We start from the raw sequence: 14,341 nt of genomic DNA on the forward strand, positions 1-14,341 counted from the left end.
TATTAATCATTTATTGCAACAGCTTTCATGTCCAAAATTAAATGTTTCAACAAAGGATAATATAAGTATCATTATAATGATTTTCCAATATAATCAATGTGTTAATGAAAGGAACTCTGTGTTATTTTTGCTTTTCTACTAACTAATACAGCTTCAAACAAAGGACACAATTGCTACATGCTAAGTGTAATCTATTACCCATTCAAGATTCTGTTTATTCAATCTTTCTAAAAATAAAAAAATTATAGAAATCATAAATATACAAGCTATAAATATACAAGCTATAATGAGGGCGTCGAGAAAGAATTTATTACCTCTAGAGAAAGTATCAAACCTAGTTTTTTTGCAAAAATCCTAATGACATTGTAAATAACCTTTTAAATTTGGACATACTGACATGATTACTCTAAGAAAGGTATGTGATCAAAAGGAAAAGTGTATTTGACACGAGAATGAAAGCGCCTTCAATAAGGTCTTGTTTTGAATCAGTCATTTTAGTAACTTAGATTCAACTGCAATTAAAAATAATAAATTATGGGGGTGCTTATATGAACATGAATGTAGCATCTATTAAAGAAAAAAAGGTTGTTAAATACAAAAGTTGTTTTGATGTGATTGGGCCCATAATGATAGGTCCTTCAAGTTCACATACTGCAGGTGCTTTGGCTATTGGAACAGTAGCCAATAAATTATTTCAAGGTCTTCCAAAAAAAGTCGTGGTAAGGTATTATGAATCATTTGCTGAAACCCATAAAGGACATGGAACTGATTTTGCGATTATTGCTGGGATACTAGGATTTGCAGCCGATGACAGCGAAGTGCCAGATGCTATTAAAATAGCAGAATCTAAAGGAATCGACATTACCTTTATTGAAAAAGCGGGTGATAGTCCTGCTGATCATCCAAATACGGCAGATGTATATTTAGAGGATGAAAGTCGAAGTATTAGAACGATGGGTATTTCTGTCGGCGGTGGATTAATTGAAATCAAACATGTTGAAATTGACGGATTTAGTTTAGATCTGCAGGGGCCATTGCCAGTCATTATTGCAATTTCCGAAAGAGCTGACTTTGAATTTGTTTTACGCAGGATCTTTAAACAATATGATGTAGAAATTAATAACTTTCATAGTTTAGAAGGAAATAGGAAATATTTATATGCATTCGCATTGGATTCGCTATTGCCTGGTAATCTCCAGGAGGAATTAGGAAATTTAAGCAATATAGCTAAGCTCATTATTCTTTAGTTACATTAGGGAGTGAAAAAATATGTATATGGCCATAAAAGAAATTGTGGATGCAGCTAATAAAAGCCAAAAGACAATTTATGAATTAGCAATTGAACAGGAAATTGAACAAACTAAATCTACTTATGAAGAAGTTTGGAGTAAAATGGAACGAAATTTAGCGACTATGCAAAATGCTATAAATAAAAGTATCGAGGGCGACGGTGTATTTTCTCCAACTGGTTTAACCGGAGGTGATGCTGTTAAAATTAAAAACTATCGAGAAAATAGGAAAACCCTTTCTGGAGATTTGATGGTGTTAGGGATCCAAAGTGCTATCGGTGTTAATGAAGTAAATGCTGCATTAGGAGCTATTTGTGCAACTCCAACAGCAGGTGCGAGTGGGACGATTCCGGGAGTCCTATTTAGTATTAAAGATACGTTGCAGTTAAGTCATGAAGATATGATTCATTTTCTATTTACTTCAGCGTTATTTGGAACGATAGTCGCAAACAACGCTTGTATTTCAGGAGCGTACGGAGGATGTCAAGCTGAAGTAGGCAGTGCCTCAGCGATGGCGGCTGCAGCTGCGGTAGAAGCTGCAGGTGGAACGCCACAGCAATCTTCTGTAGCTTTTTCGATTGCATTACAAAATTTACTCGGTTTAGTTTGTGATCCGGTCGCTGGTTTGGTAGAAATTCCTTGTGTAAAGAGAAACGCCATTGGAACGGCAAATGCTTTAGCAGCAGCGGACATCGCATTAGCCGGCGTAAACAATATCATCAATGCTGACGAAGTTATTGAAGCGATGTATAGAGTTGGAAGACAGATGCCTCGCGAATTAAGAGAGACAGGTTTAGGTGGAATTGCAGCAACACCTACAGGGATTGCCATTAAAAATAAAATCTTTGGAGAGAAACAATCAAATCAATGAACAATCATCGGGTATATTGTGAAATAGTTAACAATCTATTCTCTATTGTTCGCCTAAGGATGTCTGTATATTGGGGGAATTACTAATAAAATATACTACTATACAATTGGAATATTTTGCAAGTTGTAACAACCCCGTCAGATTGATGCTTCGCTAATTTTTTGATTTTGATTAACTTAGAAGAAGGATATACGATGTGGCGCACTTTATAAGCAATTCATTTTTCAAGAACGGTCTATATTCCGATGCCTTAAATAGAGAAGTAAGAATAGGAAACTAGGAGGAATTATTATATGAATGGGAATACTGCAAAAAACATAGAATTTCAAGCTGATAATACTGCAGTAAAAAATGAGAAATATCCAGACCCTAAAAAGTGGCATAAACAGGATACTACCTGGGCATTGAGTCTTTTTGGAACAGCAATTGGAGCAGGAGTACTCTTCTTACCTATTAATGCAGGTTCAGGTGGTTTATTATCATTACTGTTAATTACCATACTTGCATATCCAGTTATGTATTACTCACATAGGGCGCTTGCTAAAATGATATACGCTTCTAATTCTGCTGATGAGGGGATTACGGGTACTATAAGAGAGTATTTCGGAAATAAGGCAAGTATCATTTTTAACATAGTATATTTCGTCTCAATTTATACGATCGTGCTGATGTATTCGGTTGCACTTACAAATACTGCAAGTAGTTTTATCGTGCATCAATTGCACATGCAGGAGCCTCCAAGGGCCATTTTATCGCTTGTATTAGTACTCGGTCTTATCGCTATACTAAATTTTGGTCAAGATATTACTGTAAAGATAATGAGCATGCTAGTATATCCTTTCATTGTTTCTCTACTTTTTATCGCAATATCTTTAATTCCACAGTGGAATACGTCAATGCTAAGTTTTTCAAGTGTTTCTACTGCTTCAACTGGAACGGGATATTTTGGAACAATATGGATGATACTACCAATCATCGTATTCTCGTTTAATCATTCTCCTATGATTTCGTCATTCGTTATGAAACAGAGAGCTACGTATGGAATAGATGCTACTGATGCCAAGTGTGCTCAAATACAAAAAGTTTGTTATATCATGACATTCGCTGTTGTTATGTTCTTTGTTTGGAGCAGTACTTTAAGTTTGACTCCAGATGATCTTAAGGTGGCAAAAGAACAGAACTTGTCAATCCTATCATATCTTGCTAATGAGCTTAATTCACCAGTAATCACTATTGCGGCTCCTATCATTGCATTTGTGGCTATTACAAAGTCTTTCCTTGGCCATTATATAGGGGCGTATGAGGTAATGCGTGACATGATTATCAAGTCCGGTAAAAAACGTGGGAAAGATATAGGAGAAAAAACAGTTAAGACAATGATTCTTACTTTTGTCGTATTAACATGCTGGTATGTTGCTTATACAAATCCAAGTATTCTTGGAATCATTGATGCCCTTAGCGGTCCGTTAGTTGCGGCTATCTTATGTCTATTACCAATGTATGCAATTCGTAAAGTGCCTGTACTAGCTAAATATAGAGGGAAGATGAGCAATGTATTTGTTATTGTTATAGGTATCCTTACTGTCCTAGCGAGTATTAAGTCGTTATTCTAATTTACTATTGTTAGTTCTGATGCAAAAATAGTGGGATATGAAAAAAGAATGAAAAATTCCTAGCGGAACTGAATTAAATATTATTAAACCAGAGCGATTATGGTATTGGACAAACTTTTCCCCTTGGGGAGTTTGTCCTTTTTTGATTATAAGCATAACTTCTATTCCAGCAATCACTTTCTTAGCTGTTTGTAATGAGTTTAATTCAATCATATTATGGTGCCAATTAATGTACATCAAGCTAGTATTTTGAAAGAATCCTTCTTATTTTTCGTTCTGGAGAATATCCGTTTCTTAAGTTAATGGTTTTGAAGTCACCCTTAAATGAAAATTTTCTGTCTCTACATTTAGTTATTTTGAGAAGTCAGCTCATTTTTTGTTTTGAGGCGTTTCTTTTTCTTAAACTGTTGGATATGAGTACCCTCTAGTATAAATTTTACTATTGAAACAAGTGATTTTAACAACGTTAGGAGTGTTCCAGACAGCACAATGTAATTTGTGTTACATAGCAAGAAAAATAATCAAAATTTAAAGCGTGAAAAAGAAGCACCAAAGCAAATAACATTGGTGTTTCTTTTTTTTGCGCTTTCAGGCACAGAGGTTCATACAGCACTATTATAAAAGCGATTTCGAATGTAAGGGATTTGTAAGGAATAGGTAAGGAAAAAGAGATTTTCATTGTATATGATAAAAATATAAAGTAGCACGAAGGGGGAAACAGGTACGACTTATATATGAAAAATAAACCAGTAAAAAGAGTGTTTTAAAGAAAAGAAGTAATTTCTAGAGTTAACATACATGTGGAAAAAGAGGGAGAAGGCATTTTATATTAAAGTTTGTTTATAATAGCTTTTTAACCCGTTAGAGGGGATTGTAAAATAGATTATTAATCGCCTGTAAAATTTCTATTTCCTTATAGTACTAGGCATGCTGTATTAAAAATTTTAATTGTGAAGGGAGAATTAATAAATATGAGCACGAAAAAAAGAATAGGGAGTAAGTTATTACTTGTCAGTGCAATGTGTGCAATAACCATTCCTTCGGTTTCATATGCGGAGGAAGTAATTTCACCTAAAAATTTCGAGGATTATTCAAACTTGTATGAGGGACGGAATAAGGACGTATTGAAAACAAGTTTATATCAAAATACATATAATAATCCGTTCAACCACCAAATTAAATCGAAATTAAAGGAAACAAACACAAATATAAAAAAAATAGACAATATTGACGATGAAAATCCTGTTATATCTACTGCTCTTTCATTTATCCGTTCTATGCATACTGAAGATTATAAATCTGCATTTGATTTAACTTCTCGATCATTACAGAAAATAATATCTGAAAAATGGCTGAAGAACTATTGGGAGGAACTTCCTACGAAATTACCAGCAGGTTCTTTTATGGGAATTGGAGAGGTGACACAAAAAGAGACGAATTCTGTTCATACAAATGTTGAGATTAAATTAGTTTTTGAACAATTTACAGTACCTTTATTAATTAAACTAGATCCATCTGGAAAAATAGATGATTTTCAACTCAGTATGTCGTTTAGTCCTGTTGCAGATCGGCCATCATATAGTAAACCTGAATCATTTATTGATAAAGAAGTAGTAGTTGGAAGTGGTGCATTTCCATTACCAGGAACATTATCTGTTCCAAAGGGAAAGGGCCCTTTTCCAGCGGTTATTCTTGTTCATGGAGCTGGAGCAGTCGATCAGGATTCAGCAACGTATGCTTTAAAACCATTTCGCGATCTAGCTGAAGGTCTTGCTTCGAAAGGAATTGCTGTCCTTCGCTATAATAAACGAACCTATGAACATGGATTGAAAACAGAACTTAGTCCTTTTTATACAGTTGATAAAGAGACAACAGATGATGCTCTTTTGGTGACTTATTTTCTTCAAAATGAACCTATGATAGATAAGAATCAAATTTATATTCTTGGTCATAGTCAAGGTGGAATGATGATTCCGAGGATAATTGAAAAAAATCAAAATCAAAATATTGCTGGGGCAATTGTGATGGGAGGGGCGGCCAAGGCATTCATAGACAATGTTTTAGATCAATTTGAGTATCGTCTTTCTATTGGAGAAATGAAACCAGAAGAATATAAATTTTACAAATCGCAATTTGAATTATTAAAGGATCCTAATTTCTCTAGTCAGAATCCTCCAAAGGATTTTTCTTTAGGACCACCAGTATATTGGGATTCAATCCGTAAAATTAAAGCAGCAGAAATGTCAAAAGAACAAAAAACACCGCTTCTTATTCTTCAAGGAGAAAGAGACTATCGAGTTCCTTCAAAAATTGAAATTCCCTTTTGGAAAGAACAATTAAAAGAGCGAGATAACGTTGATTATCGACTATATTCAAAGTTAAATCACTTCTTTACAGAAGAAGATGGAGAATTAAGTAAATCGGATGAATATTATAGTCCTGCTAATATCCCTGAGTATGTTATAAATGATATTGCTACTTGGGTGCAAGGAAGATTGAAATAAAATTAGCAACTATATTTTTAAATAGCTATTTTCAGTCCTTAAGATAGAAATATATATAATTATATTATGATGTAAATAACTATAACGAACGGAGTAAAGTTTCTTATTCAAATACTTTAGATTCTCATACCTGGGGGCATCATCCATGCTAGCGTCTTAATATTTGGAAGTATATACAAATACTCTAAACGAAAAAACGGTATTCTTTCTATCTAAGATGTAGAAGGATTATCGTTTATTTTTTTGATATGTAAAAAAAATTAACATTAATAACAGAATTATATAAACTAATAATGTAAAAGTTTTTGGCAAAATTAGGGGTGATGTTCATAAAAATGGAGAACATACTTCGTATTTTACGTAAAGAGAAAAAGCTTTCACAAGAGATTTAGCTAAATCCCTTGGTGTAACAGTTGATTAAAGTTTCAGTTTATTACTTGTAAAGGGTTATTCAATGTATCGTACTATTGAAAAACCCGAATTTAATTAATTAAATGCGATAAAATCTTTTTAAAAATAATGAAATTTTAGGAAAAATAAGGTACACTAGTCAATGGTTTTAGTGTAAAATCGATTGACGTTAATGTATACGGGGGAAAGATTGATGAACAATAATCCAATAAATGAATCAGTTGAAGAAGTTGAGAGAAAACGAGTAAGATCAAGCAAACGTTTTACAAATTGGAAGCTTATTGCAGCGGGTGTTGGTGTAATTGTACTTCTCATTGGAGGAATGAGTTATTATCAGACAACTCACTTCAATTCAAATGTTACGATTAATGACACAAAAGTCGGTGGTCTGAACGCTGATCAGGCAATACAGAAATTAAAAACATCTGGACTAGAAAACAAAGTCTATGTTGATCAACAACAAATTTTAGATGAAAAAGATACAAAAACGGAACTTACGGAAAAAGATTTGCCTCAAGTTAAGAAACTATTAAAAAGCCAGTGGACATTTTTCCCTTCCTCAAAGGAAAAAAAATATTCAGTGCTACCGGAAAAGGCGGATCAGTATCGTAGTGAAACGATGAAAAAACTTGTAGAAGAAAAGCTCATCTCTATGAATGAAAAATTAAAAGCGCCTCAAGATGCTATGGCGAAGCTTGAACAAGGAAAAGTTGTTATTTCGAAGAGCGTTGATGGAAAACAGTATGACGTTACTAGTCTACTGAAAGATTACGACAAGCAGAAGTATAAAAGTGAAATTCATCTGAAGTCTACATACATACAGCCTATTAAAGAAGACGATCCGATTGTCAAAAAAGAGGAGAAAGCACTACAGAATCTTCTTGGGCAGTCTGTTGAGTATAAAGTGCAGAATGAAGTGTATCCTTTAAAAGCGAAAGATTTAATTCAGAATGCCTCTATGTCAAAGGATATGAAAGTTACAATCGATGCGAGCGACATTAAAAATAAGATTGCTGAAATTAATAATGCTAAATCAACATTAAATAAAAATTTCAGCTTTAAAACCCATTCCGGTTCGGTCATATCAGTAAAAGGACAAGGCTACGGCTGGGCACTAGATGTTGAAAAAGAAACAAAACAAGTTCAACAAGCTTTTGAAAAGGGTGAAAAATCGCTATCTGCTTCTAATATCCATGGAAATGGTTGGGAGAAGGAAGGTATCGGTTATGAAACAACATCGAATAATGGCATCGGAGACACGTATGCGGAAGTTTCAATTGCAGATCAACAAATTTGGATTTATAAAGATGGGAAATTAGTCGTCACAACAAATGTAGTAACTGGTAAACATAGCACGAGTGAAGATACATCACCAGGTGTGTGGTACGTCTTATATAAACGAACACCATACACGCTCAAAGGCAGCGCAGTAGGTAAAGCTGATTATGCAGTTAAGGTAGATTACTGGGTTCCATTCACAAATAGCGGCCAAGGATTCCATGATGCAGGCTGGCGAAAAGACTGGGCAAATAATGCTTATTTAACAGGGGGATCAGGCGGGTGTGTAAACCTTCTTCCTAATGTTGCAAAAACTGTATATGATAGTTTGAACACTAATGATCCAGTTATTGTGTACTAGAAAATAGCTACGTATCAAGAAATAAATAAAGCAGGAAATCTTATCTGATGGTACATGAAAAAACACCTCTTGAATTCGCATATTTAGTGTGCAAATTCAATGGAGGTGTTTTTGTTTGAAAACAAGAGTTCATTGCCTATAAGAAACGAAGTAGAAAGAGATTGAGATGATAAATAGATATTCAAATAGTCAATAAAATTGACACTGAATATCATTTTCATTTATTATGAAATCGTCGCATGTAATTGGACATGATTTTTGTGAAAAAGTTTACTTTTTTATTAATATAATAGATTTCTATTAAGGTGTCCCATTTAAGAATTTAAGCGTAGGAAAGGGTAAAATAAAAATGAACTGGAAAAAAGGCGGATTATGGATTATTATTTTTTTCATTGTAAAAGGTACGATTTCTACACTTTTAATAGTTACAGGTGCCAAATATTTTGATTTATCATTTATGCAACTTTTCGTACTAATACTGATCTTATTACTGATTTCTCTCATAAGTCGAAAATTGCTGCATAGACACAAACAAAACAAAAAGCAAAAAGAGCTAAATATATAATGAAGCCCCAGAGACCTTTGGATTTCTGGGGTTTTACTTATTCAATAGTGAGTTTTAGGTCCGCGATACGAATGATACACTCCATCAGTTTTATTGGTTGTAAATTAAAAAAACATTAATTTTATTGAATAAATAGAAAACACTTTTCTTTTTCTTTTATTTAATTTAATATCAATAAGGGCACCAAAAAAATAGATAGGGGTGCTAGAATGTACGGTATTATTAATTACGAAGTGTTTTTACTAACAGGGATTTTATTAAATCTAATTCCTGGCGCAGACACCATGTATATTGTGGGAAGAAGTATTTCACAAGGTAGAAAAGCAGGTGTGTATTCTGTTTTTGGTAGTATTACTGGTTCTTTAGTTCATACATTATTGGTTGCTTTTGGTTTATCTATTATACTTACAAAATCCATTGTGTTATTTAACACCATTAAGGTTATAGGTGTTATCTATCTTGTATATTTAGGGATTAAAATGATACTTGATAAAACAAATGTAGCTTTCCAAGCCTCATCCAATAAATTGAACATTAGAAAGATATATTTACAAGGACTCTTAACAAGTCTCACGAATCCAAAAGTCTCTTTATTCTTTATTGCGTTTCTTCCGCAATTTATAGATACAAAGGCTTCAGGCCCTATGCCTTTTATCATTTTAGGAATTACTTTTACAGTCACTGGATTATTGTGGTGTTTATTTGTTGCTTATTTCTCTTCATATGTCACAAAAAAATTAAGAGGAAATCAAAAGGTAGGGATGATTCTAAATAAAGTAACTGGAATGATTTTTATTGGTATGGGGTTAAAGTTGCTTCAAACGAAGGCTCCTCAATAAACCTGAATAATATAAAAATGCCCCCTTTTCAAGAAATGTTATCTTTGATTTAAGCTAATTTCTATATACTAAAAAGCCCCTTCAAATTTGAAGGGGCTTTTTGCTTGTTATTTTGGTTTATCTAAAAATTTATTTCATAGTGCAGGATCTATTTTAATTAATTGTCATGAATATATGTGCCCTCCAATGACAAGGTTAAATCTTTTCCAGTATTACATTTAGAAAACTAGAATAGAGGAATCTAGTTATACCAACTAAATGCAGTCTAAGACATTTTTTAACTGAACATTTGGGAAAGAATGTGTTTCTTAACTTAATAGCGATGGAGTAGCACCCCATACCCATCAAGCTGAAAAGGAAAAACACCTTATAACAAAAAAATTCTGCACTATTTAAACTCTGGTAACAATTCATATGATCAAGAATAATTGAGCTAACAGATTTCGTTAAGTTATTATAATATAAAAAAATTAAATTCACCTTCTGCAATCCATTCAAATGGCTCAATTTCCGCATCTTTTGAATTCCCTGAAAGTGCTAAACCTAAGCAAAATAATTAACTATCTCATGCAAGAAAGTTAGGCTAGTTAATCGCATATGTTTTATTGAAGGGATGTGATTGAATTATGGAACGGCCGAATTGGGGAATTGGAGGATTAGTATTCGTTGGCTGCATGTTTCTTGGCGGAGGAGTGGGATCTATATTAGGTGATACTCATGCTGGATGGCTAATAGGGATGGGTGCTGGATTTATTGGGATGGCTTTAACGAGACTGATCAGAAAGTAATATAACGGGGATTATTCTTCCGGTAAATAAGGAAATATGTATGTAAGTAATTCATGGTATAAGAGCTCTATAAGTTATAGTTAGAAGTTTCTCTTTTCTAAATTTCTCCATACATAGATATGATTCTCAAGTCGGAGGATGGCACCTTAGGGTGTCTTTTTTATGCTCTCTAAAAATGTCTTAACATATATAGCCGAGTTAATTCAAATGATCAAGAATAATTGAGCTAACAGTTTTCGTTAGATTGCCATTATCTTTTTTGTAATAGAATAGATTCATTACCGTTTCAGACCTATGTATTCATTCATAACCTAACAGTAAAAGGGGGGATGATTGAAGGTATGGCGATTAATGAGGAATCAATTTGTCAACAGTTTGCAAGAATTATCGGCGGCCAAGAAGGATTCGCCGGTGGAAAATGCGTGGCAACAATAAATCGAGATGAAATACAAGCAACAATCTTGGGGAAACGTTTTAGAGTAACAACTTCCTTCTCATTCGAATCACGAGATAATAAAACTGGACGGGCATTATGTCTAGGGCGGGTAGCACTCTTACAAAAGGAAGTCACTGAATTTGTTGCTACAATTATTAAACAAGGAATAATTGTTTCGTCTATACACAATGAGTGGTTATGTGATGATCCAAATTTAATTTACGTTAATATCGAAGACGTTGATGATCCACTAATTTTTGCAAGGAAAGTCAGAAGAGCATTATGCAATTAACCAATTTTTTTAGTTAAATGAGTGATTGTGCTGATTAGAATATTTCAGATTGTTGAATGGTATACTTGGAAAATAGATTTAAGTAGATGGTTTTATAAAATCTCATATATAGCTAAAAAGAGTAACTCCATTTTGATCGCTTTTTTTCAAAATGGAGTTTTTGTATTTACTTTTAAATAAGGACTGAAGAGAGATTTTTAATCAATCTGTATTCTAAAGCTAAAACCGAGCATACATTATGCTCGGTTTTCAATTGGTAGTTTAAATGTAAAAGTACTGCCTTCTCCTAATTCACTTTCAACGGTAATTTCTCCTCCGTGTAGTTCTATAATCCATTTTACCATCGACAATCCTAAACCTGTGTTTCCATTGTTTGAAGATGTTCGTGCTGCGTCAACTCGATAGAAGCGGTCCCATATTTTCGCAATATGTTGCTCGCTGATGCCTATGCCATTATCGGAGACTTTACCTATTATGTTGGTTTCATCCCGGAACAGTTGCATATTCACAGTGCCGTTCGCTTTGCTATAAGCAATCGCATTCGTTAGTAAATTCATTAATAAACGCATCATCAATGTTTGATCTGCTTTAATAAACAGGTCTTCCTCTATATGTGTTGTTATATTAATCGAAGCTTCTTGAACCATTAATGAAAGCTCTTCTACAACGATTTCCGTTAATTCACTCATATTGATACATTCAAATTGAAAAGTATTATGCTTTTCTTGGTCAACTCGTGCTAATAATAAGAGTTGCGAGATTAACACGGACATTTTACGCGATTGCCTTAAAATTACTTCTAACGATTCTTCCATTTCTTTCGGATTATTCCTCTGCGATAAAGCGTATTCGCATTGCGAAATAATAACAGATGTTGGTGTTCTTAATTCATGAGATGCGTCAGATGTAAATTGTTTTTCACTTTCGAATGATGTCTCCAATCGCTCAAACATTTTGTCAAAGGTTTGTGCTAAATGATACATTTCGTCTTTCGATGAACCTTGTAAATTAATTCTCTTCGAAAGGTCTTTACCATCACCAATTTCACTGGCTGAATCACTCATTTGTTGCACAGGTCGAAACGCTCTTTGCGTAATAAAATATCCTCCCACTGCCGCAATGAGAATAAGTAATGGAAATGAGATGAGTGTTACCACAATAAGCGTATTCATGGTTGATGATAATTGATTCATGGTCATTATGCCACGAATCCAGACTTGCTCATCGCCGCCTACATTATGGAGAAAATCATATACTATCCATTCCTTATTACCGTCTTTAATGGTTTGTATTTCATCGGATTTAAGCGATACCTTTTTATTAAAGGTTGTTGGATTATGTCCTGCCATCAGCTCACCTTGTTTACTATAAATGATGATATTTACTCCATCTTCTAAGGCCTCAAATTCATCGTCAATCTTTAACTGTCCATGCTTATATTCGATATCTTCAATGCTTTCTTTTACTGTGCTCTTCAATTGATTTTTCATATTAAAAAGCAAAACTTTATCTGAAGAAGTTAAAATAAAAGCTAACACGAGTGCCATAATAATTACAACTAGCCCCGTATACCATAGGGTCACTCTCATTTTTATTGATAGTCTTTTCATGATTCTACTCGCAATACGTAACCAGTTCCTCGTACTGTATGAATTAACTTCGTTTCAAACTGGCTATCAATTTTTTTGCGAAGATAGCGGACGTAAACATCAATAATATTCGAGCCACCTTCATAGTCGTAATTCCACACATGTTGCTCAATTTTATCTCGTGTCAACACAACTTCTTTATTACGAATCATATATTCTAAAATAGCAAATTCTTTACTGGAAAGATTGATAACTTGATCTCCTCTTGTTACTTTATGCATATTGCAATCCACCACTAGGTCAGCGATTTCAAACACATTAGATGTATTTCCTGTTTTTCTTCGCATCAACACTCGAATTCTTGCTAACAGCTCATCAAAAGCAAAGGGCTTTACTAAATAATCGTCCGCACCTAAGTCGAGTCCTGTTACGCGATCATCAATTGTATCTTTAGCTGTAAGAAGCAAGACAGGAGTTGTATTATTGTCCGCACGTAATCTTTGTAATACTTGTAAACCATCTATTCCGGGAATCATAATGTCAAGCACAATCAAATCGTAGGTAGCCATGCTTATATAATCCAAAGCATCTTCTCCATTCCCACATCCATCGACACTATAATATTCTGCATTTAATCGTTTTACCAATATATTTTGTAAGTCTTTTTCATCTTCGACAATAAGAACTCGCATTAACATTCTCCTTTTCTTCTTATTTATATGTATCACTATAATTCCGAAACATTAAAGAAAGATTAGAAACTATTTAATTATATCATTTTATCCCGCATTAACGGGCAGTAAGACTCCTACCTCAAAATTCGGCGAATGCGAGAGAGTTAGGTGGGAGCCCTGCTGCCCGTAAAAGCCCGATTGGTGAGGGCTGATAATCAGTGGGGGATGGACAAAACCCCCATTGATTAAAGTTTCACTTTATTTTTTGGCACATTAATCTTCCTTTAATGTTTGTTCAGTAATATAAGGACATGGATAAGGTGCACATGTAAAGGGAGGAGAACATAATGGGAAAATGGATGATGATTGGAGCAATGTCTTGTTTATTCTTAACAGCTTGTTCTACTCAAGCTGATAACGATACAGAAATACAACAACTGAAAGTAGAAAACGATACATCACAAAAAGAAGGTACGCAACTACAACACGAACCACACAAAACAGGGCCTGCTATGAATGATACTAAGCAAACACAAGATTTCAAAAACGAAGTCACATCTATTGTAGAAAAGGCAAATAATACGAAACCAGTTGGAGCAAAAGAAGATAACTTAAATACGTACTTAGCAGCAAAAAAAGAAATTGACCAATTAGATGACAAGATAGATCTATCTGATGATCAGCTAGAAGCAGATTTTCACGCTGGGACGATAACTGTTGAACAATATCAAATACAAGAAAGAGAACAAGATATACTTGAAGATCAATTAGAGCAAGCAGAAAATGTACTTGAAGCAAGATTTGGAATAAATGATTAATTATTAAGGAGTG

The 14,341-nt window shown here is 33.9% G+C and carries 12 protein-coding genes and 1 pseudogene; 10 read left to right on the plus strand and 3 right to left on the minus strand.

The genetic code is table 11. The features are described from left to right. Nucleotides 1-548 precede the first annotated feature (548 nt). From sdaAB to DN408_RS28080, 3 genes are all read left to right on the plus strand, one after another. On the plus strand, nucleotides 549-1,247 hold the full coding sequence (gene sdaAB, locus DN408_RS28070; RefSeq protein ID WP_002128064.1) for an L-serine ammonia-lyase, iron-sulfur-dependent subunit beta: 699 nt from the start codon (nucleotides 549-551) through the stop codon (nucleotides 1,245-1,247). 22 nt (nucleotides 1,248-1,269) lie between these two features. Then, nucleotides 1,270-2,160: an L-serine ammonia-lyase, iron-sulfur-dependent, subunit alpha gene (sdaAA, locus tag DN408_RS28075; RefSeq protein WP_002128063.1), complete on the plus strand. Its 891-nt coding sequence runs from the start codon at nucleotides 1,270-1,272 to the stop codon at nucleotides 2,158-2,160. Between the two features lie 293 nt (nucleotides 2,161-2,453). Further along, complete coding sequence (locus tag DN408_RS28080) at nucleotides 2,454-3,773, plus strand: aromatic amino acid transport family protein (protein WP_002128061.1); 1,320 nt, start codon at nucleotides 2,454-2,456, stop codon at nucleotides 3,771-3,773. Nucleotides 3,774-3,878: 105 nt separating this feature from the next. On the opposite strand, the pseudogene DN408_RS32270 reads toward DN408_RS28080, so the two are convergent. After that, nucleotides 3,879-3,989 (minus strand): annotated as a pseudogene (locus DN408_RS32270) (IS6 family transposase); the annotation flags it as partial. A 755-nt stretch (nucleotides 3,990-4,744) separates the two neighbouring features. Here DN408_RS32270 and DN408_RS28090 point away from each other — a divergent pair. The 6 genes from DN408_RS28090 to DN408_RS28120 all read left to right on the plus strand — a co-directional run bounded on the left by DN408_RS28090 (nucleotide 4,745) and on the right by DN408_RS28120 (nucleotide 11,247). Then, a complete protein-coding gene (locus DN408_RS28090; RefSeq protein ID WP_078179129.1) occupies nucleotides 4,745-6,277 on the plus strand; it encodes an alpha/beta hydrolase in 1,533 nt (510 codons plus the stop codon). A gap of 604 nt (nucleotides 6,278-6,881) precedes the next feature. Beyond that, nucleotides 6,882-8,327 (plus strand): L,D-transpeptidase family protein, encoded by a 1,446-nt coding sequence (locus tag DN408_RS28100; RefSeq protein WP_002128059.1) that lies wholly within the window; start codon nucleotides 6,882-6,884, stop codon nucleotides 8,325-8,327. Nucleotides 8,328-8,676: 349 nt separating this feature from the next. Then, entirely contained in the window at nucleotides 8,677-8,892 is a 216-nt protein-coding gene (locus DN408_RS28105) for a hypothetical protein (RefSeq protein WP_002017170.1), read from the plus strand. 209 nt (nucleotides 8,893-9,101) lie between these two features. Continuing rightward, nucleotides 9,102-9,731, plus strand: a complete 630-nt coding sequence (locus tag DN408_RS28110; protein WP_147740471.1) for a LysE family translocator — start codon at nucleotides 9,102-9,104, stop codon at nucleotides 9,729-9,731. Nucleotides 9,732-10,357: 626 nt separating this feature from the next. Beyond that, complete coding sequence (locus tag DN408_RS31665; RefSeq protein ID WP_000441003.1) at nucleotides 10,358-10,519, plus strand: hypothetical protein; 162 nt, start codon at nucleotides 10,358-10,360, stop codon at nucleotides 10,517-10,519. A 329-nt stretch (nucleotides 10,520-10,848) separates the two neighbouring features. Then, nucleotides 10,849-11,247, plus strand: coding sequence for a DUF1259 domain-containing protein (locus DN408_RS28120; RefSeq protein ID WP_003190280.1), 399 nt, complete (start codon nucleotides 10,849-10,851; stop codon nucleotides 11,245-11,247). Nucleotides 11,248-11,483: 236 nt separating this feature from the next. Here the strand turns inward: DN408_RS28120 and DN408_RS28125 are convergent, their stop codons facing one another. Next, nucleotides 11,484-12,857: a sensor histidine kinase gene (locus DN408_RS28125; RefSeq protein WP_002185472.1), complete on the minus strand. Its 1,374-nt coding sequence runs from the start codon at nucleotides 12,855-12,857 to the stop codon at nucleotides 11,484-11,486. Further along, nucleotides 12,854-13,528 carry a response regulator transcription factor gene (locus DN408_RS28130; RefSeq protein ID WP_002128055.1) on the minus strand — a complete coding sequence of 225 codons (675 nt, stop codon included), beginning with the start codon at nucleotides 13,526-13,528 and terminating at the stop codon, nucleotides 12,854-12,856. The genes DN408_RS28125 and DN408_RS28130 overlap by 4 nt, the downstream gene beginning before the upstream one ends. 329 nt (nucleotides 13,529-13,857) lie before the next feature. Here DN408_RS28130 and DN408_RS28135 point away from each other — a divergent pair, with 329 nt between their 5' ends. Further along, a complete protein-coding gene (locus tag DN408_RS28135; RefSeq protein WP_002013601.1) occupies nucleotides 13,858-14,328 on the plus strand; it encodes a hypothetical protein in 471 nt (156 codons plus the stop codon). Nucleotides 14,329-14,341: the final 13 nt, after the last annotated feature.

It is taken from the genome of Bacillus sp. AR13-1, assembly GCF_008042285.1.
Lineage (GTDB): Bacteria > Bacillota > Bacilli > Bacillales > Bacillaceae_G > Bacillus_A > Bacillus_A mycoides.